Below are 14,009 nucleotides of genomic sequence, written 5' to 3' on the forward strand. Positions count from 1 at the left end.
CCCGGAGGAGGCGTGCCGCGTAATCTCGCGGGCGTGCCCGAGCAGACGCCGCAGCCGCGCCGGCTGGCCGACCGCCTCTTCGGCGCGGTCACCCCGGCCCCGGCGGCCCGGCCGCAGCAGCCCCGCCCCGAGGCGCCGCGGACGGTCCGCCAGGCCGCCGTCGTCGTCGCCGCGGAGGCCGTCGTCTTCGCCGTCCTCGCCGTCGTCCTGCTGTGGCTGACCCTCACCGGCGACCCCGAGAGCGTGCCGCGGGCACTGGCCGAGGTCGTCCTCGTCGGCGGGGTGGCCGCCCTGCTGGGCGCGGCGGCGGCCGGCCTGCGCCGTCTCGCGGGCTGGGCCAGGGGACCGGTGATCGCCCTGCAGATCCTCTTCGCCGCCTCGGGCCTGGTCGCCGTCCAGGCCGGCCGCCCGGAGATCGGGGTGCCCGCCCTGCTGCTGGCCGCGGCCACGGTCTACCTGCTCATGACCCCCGAGGCCCGGCTGGCCTACCTCGACCGCTAGACCAAGTCGATGACGTCGGCGATCGAGTCGAGGACGCGGCCGGGGCGGAACGGGAACCGGGCCACGTCGGCCGCCGCGGTCGAGCCCGAGAGCACGAGGATGGTGTCGAGCCCCGCCTCGATGCCGGCGACGACGTCGGTGTCCATGCGGTCGCCGATCATGACCGTCGACTCCGAGTGCGCCTCGATCCGGTTCATCGCGCTGCGGAACATCATCGGGTTCGGCTTGCCGACGAAGTACGGCTCGGCACCCGTCGCCCGGGTGATCATCGCCGCGACCGAGCCGGTCGCGGGCAGCGGGCCCTCCGGCGAGGGGCCGGTGACGTCCGGATTGGTGGCGATGAAGCGGGCGCCCCGTCCCACGAGGCGGATCGCCCGCGTGATCGCCTCGAAGGAGTAGGTGCGCGTCTCGCCGAGGACGACGTAGTCCGGGTCGGTGTCGGTCATGACGTAGCCGACCTCGTGCAGCGCGGTGGTCAGCCCGGCCTCGCCGATCACGTACGCCGAGCCGCCCGGCAGCTGGGTGTTCAGGAAGTCCGCGGTGGCCAGTGCGGAGGTCCAGAGCGCCTCCTCGGGCACGTGCAGCCCGGTGCGCGCCAGGCGGGCGGCGAGGTCGCGCGGGGTGAAGATCGAGTTGTTGGTCAGGACCAGGAAGCGGCGGCCGCGGTCGACCAGCCGCTCGAGGAACTCCGCGGCCCCCGGCAGGGCCTGCTCCTCGTGGACGAGGACGCCGTCCATGTCGGTCAGCCAGCACTCGGCGGGCAGGCGCTCGGTGGTCACGGCCGCCACGCTAGTGGGCCCGCCACGGGACGGCCCGTCTCACGCCCGGGGGCCGGCGAAGGTGGTCAGGGCGTCGTCGGTGAGCCGGAAGACGGTCCACTCGTCCATCGGGACGGCGCCGGCCGCCTTGTAGAAGTCGATCGACGGGGCGTTCCAGTCCAGCACCGACCACTCCAGGCGCGAGTAGCCCCGCTCGACGCACACCGCGGCCAGCGTCCGCAGCAGCTCCCGGCCCAGGCCGCGCCCCCGGTGCGCCGGCTGCACGTAGAGGTCCTCGAGGTAGATCCCGTGGGTGCCGCGCCAGGTGGAGAAGTTCAGGAACCACAGGGCGACGCCGACGACGGTCCCGTCGTCGTCCTGGGCGACGTGGCCGAACAGTGCGGGGGAGTCGCCGAACAGCGACGTCCATAGCTGCTCCTCGGTCAGGTGCACCTCGGACAGGGCCCGCTCGTAGTCGGCCAGCTCGCGCACCAGCCCCACCACCGCCGGGACGTCGTCGGGGCGGATCGGTCGCACCGTCATGACAGGGCCTCCTTGAGCGAGGCCGGCACCAGCCGGCCCAGCGGGCTGAACACCGGTACCAGGACCGGCGCGAACAGGTAGCCGTAGGCCAGCACGATGGCGGTGACCACCGGCGCCAGCGCGAGGGCGGCGACGAGCGCCACCGCCACCGCCAGCGGGCCGTAGGGCCGGCCGCTGCGCGGGCTGACCAGCGAGCGGAACGAGCGGTAGCGGACGTTGCTGACCATCAGCAGCGCCGGGACCGCCATGACCAGCAGCACCCACAGCCGGTCCCGGCCCTGCATCTGGGCGTCGAACGCGAACACCGAGGCCAGGACCACGGCGGCCGCACCGGGGCTGGGCAGGCCGGTGAAGTACCGCTTGTCGGCGGTCGGGTCGATGGTCACGTTGAAGCGAGCGAGCCGGATGGCCGCGCACGCCACCCAGAGGAAGCAGGCCAGCCAGGCCAGCACGTCCCACCTCTCGCGGCCCTCGGAGAACAGCGTGAAGGCGACGAGCGAGGGGGCCAGGCCGAAGGACACCAGGTCGGCGAGCGAGTCGAACTGGAGCCCGAACGGGGTGACGGCGCCGACCTTGCGGGCCACGGCGCCGTCGACGATGTCGAAGAGCACCGACAGCCCGATGAGGACGGCGGCCAGCCCGTGCTCGCCGCGGATGGACACCAGGATCGCGCCGAAGCCGCACCCCATGTTGGCCAGCGTGAACAGGCTGGGCAGGGTCGCCAGGGCGCGTCGCCGGGAGCCGCGGACGGACCCGCGGACGAACTCGACGGTGGCCGTGCGACGGGTCGGCACCGGGGACCTCAGCGGGTCGCGGGCCAGCGGGCGATGACGGTCTCGCCGCCCCGCACGCGCTGCCCCTTGGTGACGGTGAGCTCGCACGCCGGCGGCAGGAAGACGTCCATCCGGGAGCCGAACTTCATCAGGCCCATCCGCTCGCCGGTGGCCAGGTGTCGGCCGACGGCCGTACGGGTGACGATCCGGCGGGCCAGCACACCGACGATCTGCCGGAAGACGACGGTGCGGTCGCCGTCGCGGAGCCACAGCTCGCTGCGCTCGTTGCGGTGGGCGGACTCCCGCCGGTACGCGGCCAGGAAGCTGCCCGGGCGGTAGGTGCTCTCCACGACCTCGCCGCGGTAGGGCGACCGGTTGACGTGCACGTCGACGACGGAGAGGAAGACGCTGACCTGCTGCCAGGCGCCCTCGGGGGCCACGCCCTCCTGCGGCTCCCCGGCGACCATCACGACGCCGTCCGCGGGGGAGAGGACCTCGTCGTCGCCGGGCGGGGTCCGGTCGCAGCGCCGGTCCGGGTCGCGGAAGAACAGCGCCATGTACGCGGACAGCGCCAGGAACGGCCACGCGGCCCGGCGGAGCCCGGGGCGCCCCGCCGCCCGGCCCGCGCCGGCCAGGACAGCCGCTGGGACGAGGGGTCCGGTGAGGAAAGGCCACCCGGCCCGGTCGATGCGCATCGTGGCTGAACCGTACCGGCCCGCCCTCGGCTCGGTCGTCCGCTGACGGGGCGGGCCGCCGTCGCAACCACCTCTACGGTGCGGGGGGCTGGACAGCCGACTGCCGGGCCACCCGTGAGGGCGACCCGGCAGTCGGAGGGGTGGTGCTCAGGAGGCCTTGGTCTCCCAGAAGATCTTGTCGATCTGCGCGATGTAGTCGAGCAGCTTCTGCCCCTCGGCGGGGTCCATGCTGCCCTTGCCACCCGCGGCACCGGCCTGCTTGGTGGCCTTGTTGACGAGCTCGTGCAGCTCCGGGTACTTCTCGAAGTGCGGGGGCTTGAAGTAGTCGGTCCAGAGCACCCACAGGTGGTGCTTGACGAGCTCGGCGCGCTGCTCCTTGATGAGCACGCAGCGCATCTTGAAGACCTCGTCGTCGCTGGCCTGGTACTTCTCCTGGATGGCCTTGACCGACTCGGCCTCGATGCGGGCCTGGGCGGGGTCGTACACGCCGCAGGGGAGGTCGCAGTGCGCGGTGGCCTCCACGGCGGAGAACAGGCGGGTGAGACGCATGGAGATGCCTCCGGTTGTCGTGGAATGACGTTCGTCTGCGACCCTACTCGCGGTGAGCGACGGCGACAGCGCGGGTGACCTGGGGGTTCCTCCCCTGGACAGCGTCTGGGCGCTGGCCCGGGTGAGCGGCCCCTCCATGGCACCGACCGTCGCCTCCGGTGACCGGTTGCTGGTGCGCCGGGTCCGCCCCGGCGCCGTCCGGGACGGCGACGTCGTCCTCGCCCGGTTCCCGTCCCGCCCGGAGCTGCTCGTGGTCAAGCGCGTGCACCACGCCGTCGACGGGGGGCACTGGGTGCAGGGCGACAACCCGTTCGTGACCGACGACAGCCGGGCGTTCGGTCCCGCCGTCGTCGTGGGCCGCGTGGTGGCCCGGTTGTGGCCGCGGCCCGGGCGCCTGCCCCTGCCGCCGGGCTCTTAGGCCGGCCGGGTCAGCGGCCGCGCAGCTCGGCGTAGCGGGCGGTGCTCTCGGCGTAGGCGGGCAGCAGGCCCTGCTCCTGCGCCTGCGCGAGGGTGGGGGCCTCCCGGTCCTTCGCGGACAGCTCGAACTGCAGGTCGGCCGGCCAGGGCAGGTCCAGAGCCGGGTCGAGGGGGTGGATGCCGAACTCCCGCGCCGGGTCGTAGCCGCTGGAGACGAGGTAGGTGAGCGAGCTGCCGTCCGCCAGCGACACGAAGGCGTGGCCCAGCCCCTCGGCGAGGTACACCGCGCGCGGCTGCTCGCTGTCCAGCACGACGGCGTCGTGCACGCCGAAGGTCGGCGAACCGACGCGGACGTCGAGGACGACGTCGAGGACCCGCCCGGCGGGGCAGTAGACGTACTTCGCCTGGCCCGGCGGCACCAGCGCGAAGTGGATGCCGCGCAGCACACCCCGCGCCGAGACGCTGTGGTTGGCCTGCGCGAGCGGCAGGGCGTGTCCCACGGTCTGGGACAGGAGGTCCGCCCGGTACCACTCCGTGAAACGGCCACGCGTGTCGCCGTGCGGGACGAGGTCGAAGGCGTAGCTGTCGGGCACGGCCAGTTCGCGGATCTGCACGGGGGCACGGTAGCGGTTGGGGACCCCGCGGCCCCGGTTACGCTCTTGCATCCATGAGCGGCATCCGGGGTGCGCAGGACGAGGAACAGACCGACCGCTTCGCCGACGATCCGGCGTTCGCGGTGCACGAGGGCGGCAAGCTCCGGGTGACCCCCACCCGGACGATCGAGTCGATCGCCGACCTCTCGCTGACCTACACCCCGGGCGTCGCGCGGGTCAGCAGCGCCATCGCCGCCGAGCCCGCGCTGGCCCGCCGGTTCACCTGGGCCCCGCGGGTGGTCGCCGTCGTCTCCGACGGCACCGCCGTGCTCGGGCTGGGGGACATCGGGCCCGCCGCCGCCCTCCCGGTCATGGAGGGCAAGGCCTGCCTGTTCTCCGACTTCGCCGGCCTGGACGCGGTGCCCATCGTGCTTGCGACCACCGACGTCGACGAGATCGTCGAGACGGTGGTGGCCATGGCGCCGTCCTTCGGCGGGGTGAACCTGGAGGACATCAGCGCGCCCCGGTGCTTCGAGATCGAGGCCCGGCTGCGGGAGCGGCTGTCCATCCCGGTCATGCACGACGACCAGCACGGGACGGCGATCGTGGTGCTGGCCGCGCTGCGCAACGCGGCCCGCGTGACCGGCCGGACGCTCGGCGACCTGCGCGTGGTCGTGTCCGGGGCCGGCGCGGCCGGGGTGGCGTGCACCAAGATCCTGCTCGAGGCCGGCGTGGGTGACCTGGCGGTGGCGGACTCCCGTGGGCTCCTGCACCCCGGCCGCGGCGATCTGACGGCGAGCAAGCAGTGGCTGGTCGAGAACACCAACCGCGAGGGGCACGCCGGCACGATGGCCGACGCGCTCGCCGGCGCCGACGTCTACCTCGGGCTGTCGGGTGGCTCGGTCCCGGAGTCGGCGATCGCGGCGATGGCGGAGAACGCGATCGTGTTCTCGCTGGCCAACCCGATCCCCGAGGTCGACCCGCAGATGGCCGCCCGGCACGCCGCCGTCGTCGCCACCGGGCGCAGCGACCTGCCCAACCAGATCAACAACGTGCTCGCCTTCCCGGGGGTGTTCCGGGGAGCGATCGACGCCGGCGCCACCAGCATCACCGAGGAGATGAAGCTGGCGGCCGCCGAGGCGATCGCCGGTGTCGTCGGGGACGACCTGCGGCCGGACTACATCGTGCCGAGCCCCCTGGACCGCCGGGTGGCCGCGGCGGTCGCGGACGCCGTCGCCGCGTGCGCCCGGGAGCAGCACGTCACGGTCTGAGCGACGCCGCCTCGAGCGCGGCGAGCAGCGACCGGTAGGCCTCCTCGATCGCGCCGGCCCGGGTGGGCACCGTGATGCCCCGTGGTCGCCGGCGGCGCACCGCCTCGATGCGGTCGACCATCGCGGCCAGCTCGGCGGGACCCCCGAGGGTCCGGACCGCTTCGGCGTGGTGCTGCGCGGCCGCCTCGTCGCCTGCCCGGGCCGCGAACCGCTCCAGGGCGGCCTCCCGGGCATCGGTCAGGTACACCTCGACGAAGCGCGCACCGCCGGCGTCGGCCGCGGCTGCGAGGGCGTCGAGGAACTCGGTGCGCGCCACGTACTGCGGGACGACGACGTCGTGGCCCGCGGCGAGGTGCGTCCGGATCATGGCCAGCGCCAGCGCCCGGGCGAGCTGCCCCGCTGCCTCCTGGTGCTCCTCCCACCGGCCCAGGCCGCGGCGCAACGTGTCGATGTCGAGAGCCAGCGCGAGCGGTCGGTCCAGCACGTAGCGCCGGGCCAGGGTGGTCTTGCCGATGCCCGGTGGCCCGTTCAGCAGCACCACCCGCGGTGGCTCGCGGTCGGTCACCCGGCGCTGAGGAACCGGTCGACGATCGGGTCGAACGCGTTCCGGACGTCGGTGTTGATCCAGAGGAACGCGACCGTGGCGACCAGGAACAGCGGCACCAGGACCGCCTTCTCGACGACGGTGCCGGTGCGCAGGGGGGAGAGGGCCAGCCGCTTCCGCCGGAGCAGCCAGAGCACCGGCAGCGGGATCCCGGCCGTGGTGAGGGAGTCCCCGGCGATGTGGGTGAGCACGCCCAGCGCCACCGCCCAGGGCAGCCAGGTCGGTTGCGGGCTGTGGTCCAGCAGCCACCAGGCGCCCGCCCACGACAGGGCGATGTTGCCGACGATGGTCGTCTCGGTGGTGCCCGGGATGACGAAGTGCAGCGCGTGCAGCGCCAGGCCGATGGCCAGCGCCATGAGCAGCAGGCTCGACCAGTAGGTGTCCGCCGCCAGGACGGCCAGCCCGCCGAGGGCCAGCGGCGCCAGGACGGCGTCGTGGGTGCCCCAGCGGTGGCCGCCGGTGAGCGTGCCGACGATCCCCGAGGGGACGTCGGTCACCGGGCCCCACATGTCCGACACCGTCGATCCGCGGTGGTCGAGGTCGGGCAGCATGGCGAAGCCGCCGGCGGCCGCGACCCACGACATCTGCGCGACGGGGCCGTGGACCGGGGCACACGGCAGGGTCGCCGCCCCCGCCGCCAGACCGGAGAGCGCATGCGAGTGACCGAGCATGCACCCAGCGTGCGCCCCGGTCAGCGGGCCGCAGGGGAGGCGCGCGGGGCGTCAGTCGTCCAGGAGGTGGTGCAGCAGACGGGCGGGGTCGTCGAAGAAGGCCTGCCAGTCCTGCACGAGGTCCAGCTCCGCCCACGGCCGCCGGGAGAAGCCGTCGCCGTCCAGCTCGTAGACGACGGCGCGCGGGAACGCGGCCAGCAGCGGGGAGTGCGTCGCGAGCAGCACCTGCGACCCAGCGGCCACCGCGCCGTCGATGAGCGCCAGGAGCCGCAGCGAGGACCGGAACGACAGCGCGGACTCCGGCTCGTCGAGCACCCACAGCCCGCGCTCGTCGGTGCGTGACTCGAGGAAGGCGAGGAAGCCCTCGCCGTGCGAGCGGGCGTGGAGCGCGCGTCCGCCGAACGCCCGCAGGCCGTCGACACCGGCGTCGACCCCCGCGAAGTGGCTGTGCATGGCCTCGGCGCGCAGCCACACCCCGCCCTGGGGGCGCGGCCGCTCGCCCTCGAGCTCCAGGTCCCAGGAGAGAGTGGCTGCGTCCGGACCGGGCACCAGTGGCCCCCAGTGCTTCACCGCCGCGGTCAGGGAGCTGCCCCACCTCTGGGCCACGGCCTCCACCAGGGTGGACTTGCCGCTCCCGTTCTCGCCGACGAGCACCGTGACCGGGCCCAGCTGCATGCCCTCGGCGCGCAGCTGCGCGACCGCGGGGACCTGCCAGTACCAGGCACCGGGATCACCGATGTCCGGACGCACCCCGACCCGCGCCAGCGGCAGCCGGGCCGGCGTGGATCGGGGTGCGGTCACTCCTCGTCGGGATCGTCGCCGGTGCCGCCGCGGGCCAGCCAGGTGGCCAGCCGCTCGACGGGCACCTCGAAGTCGGGGTTCTGGTCCACGAAGACCTGGAGCTCGTCGGCCAGCCAGGCGAGGGTCACCTGCTCCTCGCCCCGCCGTGTCGCCAGCTCCTCCAGCCCCCGGTCGGTGAAGTACACGGTCGCGTCCCGGGTCGGTCAGTCCGCGAAGGCCTCGGCGACGAGCTGACGCTGCTCGACGTCGTGGACCTTGGCCGAGCCGACGGCCGGGCTGGCCGACGCGCGCCGGCTGACCCGCCGCAGCGTGCGGCCCCAGGGCAGGTGCTCGGGGAGGTTGACGGCCATGAACTGCCAGGCGCCCATGTTGGCCGGCTCCTCCTGCACCCACACCACGTCGGTGGCGTTCGGGTACTGCTCGAGCGCCTCGACGATCTGCTGGGCGGGCAGCGGGTAGAGCTGCTCGACCCGGACGACGGCGACGTCGGAGGTGCCCTCGGACTCCCGCTGGGCCATCAGGTCGTAGGCCACCTTGCCGCTGCACAGCAGCACCCGGCGCACCGCCGAGCCGTCCAGCGGCTGCCCGTTCAGGCCCGGGTCGCGCAGGACGGGACGGAAGACCTCGTCGGTGAAGTCCGAGACCGGGCTGACCGCCACCTTGGCCCGCAGCAGCGACTTCGGCGTGAACACGACCAGCGGCCGGTGCACGTCCGAGAGCGCCTGACGGCGGAGCAGGTGGAAGTAGTTGCCGGGGGTGGTGCAGTTGGCGACGGTCATGTTGTTCTCCGCCGACAGCTGCAGGAACCGCTCGATGCGGCCGCTGGAGTGGTCGGGGCCCTGGCCCTCGAGGCCGTGCGGCAGGAGCATGACGACGCCGGAGCGCTGGCCCCACTTCGCCTCACCGGAGCTGATGAACTCGTCGATGACCATCTGGGCGCCGTCGACGAAGTCGCCGAACTGGGCCTCCCAGAGCACCAGGGCCTTGGGGTTGGCCACCGAGTAGCCGTACTCGAAGCCGAGCGCGGCGTACTCGCTCAGCAGCGAGTCGTAGACGAAGAACTTCGCCTGGTCGTCGGTCAGGTTGGCCAGCGGGGTGTACTCCGCGCCGTTCTCCCGGTCGATGAGCACCGAGTGGCGCTGCACGAAGGTGCCGCGCCGGGAATCCTGCCCGGCCAGCCGGACGGGCACGCCCTGCATGAGCAGCGACCCGAAGGCCAGCAGCTCGCCCATGGCCCAGTCGATGCCGCCCTCGGTGACCATCGCCGCGCGCCGCTCGAGCATCTTCTTGAGCTTGGGGTGCGGGGTGAAGTCGGTCGGGAAGGACACGTGCGCGTCACCGATGGTCTTGAGGACCTCGGGGGTGATAGCGGTGGCGACCTGCGACTCCTGCGCCGTGCGCGGGTCCATGACCGGCTCGGGGCCCGAGGAGTCCTTCGAGTCGTGGGTCTCGGCGAAGGCCCGCTCGAGCTGCTCGCGGTAGTCCTTGAGCGCCTCCTCGGCGTCCTCGAGGGTGATGTCCCCGCGGCCGACCAGCGCCTCGGTGTAGAGCTTCCGGACCGAGCGCTTGCGGTCGATGATGTCGTACATCAGCGGCTGGGTCATCGACGGGTCGTCGCCCTCGTTGTGCCCGCGACGGCGGTAGCACACCAGGTCGATGACGACGTCCTTCTTGAACGCCTGCCGGTACTCGACCGCCAGCCGCGCCACCCGCACGCACGCCTCGGGGTCGTCGCCGTTCACGTGGAAGATCGGCGCGTTGACCATCCGGGCGACATCGGTCGAGTACAGGCTCGACCGGGCGGCCGCGGGCGACGTGGTGAAGCCGACCTGGTTGTTGACGACGACGTGCACGGTGCCGCCGGTGCGGTAGCCGCGCAGCTGCGAGAGGTTCAGCGTCTCCTGGACCACGCCCTGGCCGGCGAACGCGGAGTCCCCGTGCAGCAGGACGGGCAGGACGGTGAAGCCGTCGTCGCCCTTGTCGATCATGTCCTGCTTGGCGCGCACGACGCCCTCGAGCACGGGGTTGACCGTCTCCAGGTGCGAGGGGTTGCTCGCCAGCGAGACGGCGATCCGGGCCCCGGCCTTGAAGGGGTTCTCGAACGTGCCCTCGGCGCCGAGGTGGTACTTCACGTCGCCGGAGCCCTGCACGGTGCCGGGGTCGATGTTGCCCTCGAACTCGCCGAAGATCTTCGCGTAGCTCTTGCCGAGGACGTTGGCCAGCACGTTGAGCCGGCCACGGTGCGGCATGCCGATCGCGACCTCGTCCAGGCCGTGGTCGGTGCCGGCGATCAGGACCTCGTCGAGGACCGGGATCAGCGACTCACCGCCTTCGAGGCTGAACCGCTTCTGGCCGACGTACTTGGTCTGCAGGAAGGTCTCGAACGCCTCGGCGGCGTTGAGCCGGCCGAGCACGTGCTTCTGCTTGTCGCGGTCGGGCTGCTCGTGCGCGACCTCGACCCGCTCCTGGAGCCACTCGCGCTCCTCGGGGTCGGTGATGTGCATGTACTCGATGCCGACGGTGCGGCAGTAGGAGTTGCGCAGGACGCCGAGGATGTCCCGCAGCGCCATCATCCGCTCCCCGGCGAAGCCGCCGACCGGGAACTTGCGGTCGAGGTCCCACAGGGTGAGCCCGTGCTCGCGGATGTCCAGGTCGGGGTGCTTGCGGACCCGGTACTCGAGCGGGTCGGTGTCGGCCATGAGGTGGCCGTTGCGCCGGTAGGCCTCGATGACCTCGATGACCCGGGCTTCCTTGTCGATCTGCCCCTCGTGGCTGACCCGCACGTCGGGCAGCCAGCGCACCGGCTCGTAGGGGATGCGCAGCGAGCGGAAGACCTCGTCGTAGAAGCCGTCCTCGCCGAGCAGCAGCGCGTGCAGGCGGCGCAGGAAGTCGCCGGACTCCGCGCCCTGGATGACCCGGTGGTCGTAGGTCGAGGTGAGCGTGATGATCTTGGAGATGCCCATCTCGGTGAGCGCCTCGGTGCTCATCCCCTGGAACTCGGCGGGGTACTCCATGGCGCCGACGCCGATGATCGCGCCCTGGCCGGCGGTCAGCCGCGGCACCGAGTGGACGGTGCCGATCGTGCCCGGGTTGGTCAGGCTGATCGTGGTGCCGGAGAAGTCCTCCATCGTCAGCTTGTTGTTCCGCGCCCGGCGGATGATGTCCTCGTAGGCGGCCCAGAACTGGGCGAAGTCCATCTGCTCGGCGGCCTTGATCGAGGCGACCACCAGCGACCGCGAACCGTCGGGCTTGGGCAGGTCGATGGCCAGCCCGAAGTTCACGTGCTCGGGCTGGACGTGCACCGGCTTGCCGTCGACCTCGGCGTAGGCGCTGTTCATGTTCGGGAAGGCGTCCAGCGCACGCACCAGGGCGTAGCCGATGAGGTGCGTGAAGGAGATCTTCCCGCCGCGCGCCCGCTTGAGGTGGTTGTTGATGACGATGCGGTTGTCGGCCAGCAGCTTCGCCGGCACCGCGCGCACGCTCGTCGCCGTCGGAACGGTGAGCGAGGCGTTCATGTTCTTCACGACGGCGGCGGCGGCACCGCGCAGCGGCGACTGCGTGCCCCCGGCGGGGGGAGCGGGCGCGGCCGGCTTCGGCGCGGGGGCGGCGGGCTGCTGCTGGTCGGCGCGGTCCGCGGCGCGGGCGACGACGGTCGCCTCGGTCCGGGTCTCGCTGCGCGCCGGCTGCGCGGGGGCGGGCTTCGGGGCGGTGGCCTTCGGAGCCGGCTCCTGCGCAGCAGGTGCGGGCGCCGGGGCGCTCTCGCGGACGCCGCCGTCGAGCGGGCTGCCCGGCCGGTAGTCGGCGAAGAACTCGTGCCAGGCCTGGTCCACCGTGGAGGGGTCCGCCTGGTACTGCTGGTACATCTCCTCGACCAGCCACTCGTTGGTGCCGAACCCCGTCACCGGGGAGTGGGCAGGGGTCCGGGATGAGTTCTCGCTTGACACGGGGTCGAGTGCCTTCTTCGTCTCTGGGCTGTGTCTTCAGGGCATCGCTGGCTGAGGGGGGAGTCTACGCCCGTCCGGGTGAGGCGACCGGGCATGTCGACGGGGCGTACCAGGGCGCCTGCCGGGGCGGGAGCGGCGCCCGCCCGGGAGCAGCACGTGGCCGCCCCCGGGCGTGTCGGCGCGCTCAGACGACGTCGCGCCGGACCGCGAGCAGGGTGCCGAGGAACGCCGCGAGCAGCCCGTAGGCGAGGAGCACCAGGCCGCCCTGCCAGGCCTCCAGGAGCTCGGGCCCCTCGAAGGTCGCGGTGAGCGCCTCCAGCGCGCCGCCGGGCATCCACTTGTAGGCGCCCGCCGTGGCCGGCACCGACCGGATGATCGGCTCGATGACGAACAGGTAGACCAGCCCGCCGACGATGGCGCCGACCTGGTTGCGCAGCAGCGCTCCGAGCCCCACGCCGATGACCGCGTAGATGACCAGGGCGACCAGCGAGGCGGCCATGGTGGCGAGGTTGTCGCCGTCGAGGGACGGCGCCGCGCCGCGGGCACCGGCGTGGATCGCGACCACCACGTAGTTGACGGCCACGACGACGAGCGCGAACGCGGCGGCGGCCAGCGCGTAGGCGACGAGCTTGGCGACGACCACGCGACCGCGCCGCGGGGAGGTCAGAAAGGTCGGCGTCGCGGTGCGGTGCCGGTACTCCTGGGTCATCCCGATGATCCCGAGGATGAGGAACAGGATGTTGGCGTTGGCCGCCGTGGAGAGGATGAGCTCCTCGTACAGCGGCGTCCCGACCGCGGGCAGTCCGGACTCCGGGTCGCCGGCGAAGGAGGTGAAGAAGATCGCGAAGGCGGCCACCATCACGACCGAGCCCAGCAGCAGGCCGAGCCACACCTTGGTCGTGAAGAGCTTGGTCCACTCGGCGCGGACGAGGCGGGTCATCGGGCTGCTCCCTCGGCGGCCGGGACGCCGGGCGTCGGAGCGGCGAACTGCTCCTGGCCGGCGGTGAGCTGGAAGTAGATCTCCTCGAGCCCGCTGGTGTGCGGCCGCAGCTCGTGCAGCTCCACACCCGCCGCGAAGGCGCGGGAACCGATCTCGGCGGCCGTGCGGCCGGTGACGGTGAGGGCGCCGTCGCCGTCGGCAACCACCTGGCTGCCCTCGGCGCGCAGCACCTCGGCCAGCCGTGCCGCCTCCGGGCTCCGGACGAGCACGGTGCCGCCGTTCGCGGCACCCGCCCGCAGCTCGGCGATCGAGCCCTCGCGGACCAGCCGGCCGGCGCCCACGATCACGACGCGGTCGACGGTCTGCTCCACCTCCGACAGCAGGTGGCTGGACACCAGGACGGTGCGGCCCTGGTCGTGGGCCAGGTGCCGCAGGAAGCCCCGCAGCCACTGGATGCCCTCGGGGTCCAGGCCGTTGGCCGGCTCGTCGAGCACCAGGACGCCGGGGTCGCCGAGCAGCGCGGCGGCCAGGGCCAGCCGCTGCCGCATGCCCAGGGAGTAGCTGCCCGCGCGGCGGCTGCCGGCGTCGGACAGACCCACCTGGTGCAGCACCTCGTCCGCGCGCCGGAGCGGCAGCCCCGCCGCGCGGCAGTACACCCGCAGGTGGTTGCGCCCGGAGCGGGCCGGGTGGAAAGCCGTCTCCAGGACCGCGCCGACGGTGCGGGTCGGGTCGGGCAGGTCGGGATAGGGCACGCCGTCGAAGGTGGCGGTGCCGGCGTCGGGCCGGATCAGCCCGAGCACCATGCGCAGCGTCGTCGTCTTGCCGGCGCCGTTCGGGCCGAGGAAGCCGGTGACCTGGCCGGGCTCCACGGTGAAGCCCAGGTCGCTCACCGCCCGCACGGCCCCGAAGGACTTGGTCAGGCCGCGTACCTCGACCCGCACGGGGGCGG

General features: G+C 73.2%; 16 protein-coding genes. 3 read left to right on the top strand and 13 right to left on the bottom strand.

Features of this window, described 5'->3' with window-relative positions; all coding sequences use genetic code 11:
- Nucleotides 1-12: 12 nt before the first annotated feature.
- Nucleotides 13-501, top strand: a complete 489-nt coding sequence (locus DQ239_RS10595; protein ID WP_233489064.1) for a hypothetical protein — start codon at nucleotides 13-15, stop codon at nucleotides 499-501.
- Here the strand turns inward: DQ239_RS10595 and DQ239_RS10600 are convergent.
- From DQ239_RS10600 to sodN, 5 genes are all read right to left on the bottom strand, one after another.
- On the bottom strand, nucleotides 498-1,280 hold the full coding sequence (locus DQ239_RS10600) for an HAD-IIA family hydrolase (RefSeq protein WP_233489065.1): 783 nt from the start codon (nucleotides 1,278-1,280) through the stop codon (nucleotides 498-500). The two genes, DQ239_RS10595 and DQ239_RS10600, sit on opposite strands and share 4 nt — an antisense overlap.
- Nucleotides 1,281-1,319: 39 nt before the next feature.
- Complete coding sequence (locus DQ239_RS10605; RefSeq protein WP_113834390.1) at nucleotides 1,320-1,802, bottom strand: GNAT family N-acetyltransferase; 483 nt, start codon at nucleotides 1,800-1,802, stop codon at nucleotides 1,320-1,322.
- Entirely contained in the window at nucleotides 1,799-2,596 is a 798-nt protein-coding gene (gene pssA / locus DQ239_RS10610) for a CDP-diacylglycerol--serine O-phosphatidyltransferase (protein WP_113834391.1), read from the bottom strand. The genes DQ239_RS10605 and pssA overlap by 4 nt, the downstream gene beginning before the upstream one ends.
- A gap of 8 nt (nucleotides 2,597-2,604) precedes the next feature.
- Nucleotides 2,605-3,270, bottom strand: coding sequence for a phosphatidylserine decarboxylase (locus DQ239_RS10615; protein ID WP_113834392.1), 666 nt, complete (start codon nucleotides 3,268-3,270; stop codon nucleotides 2,605-2,607).
- A gap of 147 nt (nucleotides 3,271-3,417) precedes the next feature.
- Nucleotides 3,418-3,819: a superoxide dismutase, Ni gene (gene sodN / locus DQ239_RS10620; protein WP_113834393.1), complete on the bottom strand. Its 402-nt coding sequence runs from the start codon at nucleotides 3,817-3,819 to the stop codon at nucleotides 3,418-3,420.
- A gap of 52 nt (nucleotides 3,820-3,871) precedes the next feature.
- Between sodN and DQ239_RS10625 the strand changes: the two genes are divergently transcribed.
- Nucleotides 3,872-4,237, top strand: a complete 366-nt coding sequence (locus tag DQ239_RS10625; RefSeq protein ID WP_113834394.1) for a S26 family signal peptidase — start codon at nucleotides 3,872-3,874, stop codon at nucleotides 4,235-4,237.
- Nucleotides 4,238-4,247: 10 nt separating this feature from the next.
- Here the strand turns inward: DQ239_RS10625 and rfbC are convergent, their stop codons facing one another.
- Entirely contained in the window at nucleotides 4,248-4,850 is a 603-nt protein-coding gene (gene rfbC, locus DQ239_RS10630; protein WP_113834395.1) for a dTDP-4-dehydrorhamnose 3,5-epimerase, read from the bottom strand.
- 53 nt (nucleotides 4,851-4,903) lie between these two features.
- Here rfbC and DQ239_RS10635 point away from each other — a divergent pair, with 53 nt between their 5' ends.
- On the top strand, nucleotides 4,904-6,100 hold the full coding sequence (locus DQ239_RS10635) for an NADP-dependent malic enzyme (protein ID WP_113834396.1): 1,197 nt from the start codon (nucleotides 4,904-4,906) through the stop codon (nucleotides 6,098-6,100).
- On the opposite strand, the gene DQ239_RS10640 is transcribed toward DQ239_RS10635, so the two are convergent.
- The 7 genes from DQ239_RS10640 to DQ239_RS10670 form a co-directional block, all read right to left on the bottom strand.
- Nucleotides 6,090-6,665, bottom strand: a complete 576-nt coding sequence (locus DQ239_RS10640; protein WP_113834397.1) for an AAA family ATPase — start codon at nucleotides 6,663-6,665, stop codon at nucleotides 6,090-6,092. The two genes, DQ239_RS10635 and DQ239_RS10640, sit on opposite strands and share 11 nt — an antisense overlap.
- The gene (locus tag DQ239_RS10645) at nucleotides 6,662-7,375 is read right to left on the bottom strand and encodes a metal-dependent hydrolase (protein ID WP_113834398.1); all 714 of its coding nucleotides are present in this window, start codon (nucleotides 7,373-7,375) and stop codon (nucleotides 6,662-6,664) included. The genes DQ239_RS10640 and DQ239_RS10645 overlap by 4 nt, the downstream gene beginning before the upstream one ends.
- Nucleotides 7,376-7,426: 51 nt before the next feature.
- Nucleotides 7,427-8,176, bottom strand: coding sequence for an ABC transporter (locus tag DQ239_RS10650; RefSeq protein WP_199582874.1), 750 nt, complete (start codon nucleotides 8,174-8,176; stop codon nucleotides 7,427-7,429).
- Complete coding sequence (locus DQ239_RS10655; RefSeq protein WP_113834399.1) at nucleotides 8,173-8,361, bottom strand: DUF6104 family protein; 189 nt, start codon at nucleotides 8,359-8,361, stop codon at nucleotides 8,173-8,175. The genes DQ239_RS10650 and DQ239_RS10655 overlap by 4 nt, the downstream gene beginning before the upstream one ends.
- Nucleotides 8,362-8,379: 18 nt before the next feature.
- The gene (locus DQ239_RS10660; protein ID WP_113834400.1) at nucleotides 8,380-12,120 is read right to left on the bottom strand and encodes a multifunctional oxoglutarate decarboxylase/oxoglutarate dehydrogenase thiamine pyrophosphate-binding subunit/dihydrolipoyllysine-residue succinyltransferase subunit; all 3,741 of its coding nucleotides are present in this window, start codon (nucleotides 12,118-12,120) and stop codon (nucleotides 8,380-8,382) included.
- A gap of 184 nt (nucleotides 12,121-12,304) precedes the next feature.
- Nucleotides 12,305-13,060 (bottom strand): ABC transporter permease, encoded by a 756-nt coding sequence (locus DQ239_RS10665; protein WP_113834401.1) that lies wholly within the window; start codon nucleotides 13,058-13,060, stop codon nucleotides 12,305-12,307.
- Nucleotides 13,057-14,001 (bottom strand): ATP-binding cassette domain-containing protein, encoded by a 945-nt coding sequence (locus DQ239_RS10670; protein ID WP_233489068.1) that lies wholly within the window; start codon nucleotides 13,999-14,001, stop codon nucleotides 13,057-13,059. Before DQ239_RS10670 ends, DQ239_RS10665 begins: the two co-directional genes overlap by 4 nt.
- Nucleotides 14,002-14,009: the final 8 nt, after the last annotated feature.

It is taken from the genome of Blastococcus sp. TF02-09 (genome assembly GCF_003319105.1).
Lineage (GTDB): Bacteria > Actinomycetota > Actinomycetes > Mycobacteriales > Geodermatophilaceae > Blastococcus.

What these genes read in the sequence shown, in the direction of transcription:
- DQ239_RS10605 (WP_113834390.1), bottom strand. Translation starts at nt 1,802, where the DNA reads ATGACGGTGCGACCGATCCGCCCCGACGACGTCCCGGCGGTGGTGGGG.
- DQ239_RS10615 (WP_113834392.1), bottom strand. Translation starts at nt 3,270, where the DNA reads ATGCGCATCGACCGGGCCGGGTGGCCTTTCCTCACCGGACCCCTCGTC.
- sodN (WP_113834393.1), bottom strand. Translation starts at nt 3,819, where the DNA reads ATGCGTCTCACCCGCCTGTTCTCCGCCGTGGAGGCCACCGCGCACTGC.
- DQ239_RS10635 (WP_113834396.1), top strand. Translation starts at nt 4,904, where the DNA reads ATGAGCGGCATCCGGGGTGCGCAGGACGAGGAACAGACCGACCGCTTC.
- DQ239_RS10645 (WP_113834398.1), bottom strand. Translation starts at nt 7,375, where the DNA reads ATGCTCGGTCACTCGCATGCGCTCTCCGGTCTGGCGGCGGGGGCGGCG.
- DQ239_RS10665 (WP_113834401.1), bottom strand. Translation starts at nt 13,060, where the DNA reads ATGACCCGCCTCGTCCGCGCCGAGTGGACCAAGCTCTTCACGACCAAG.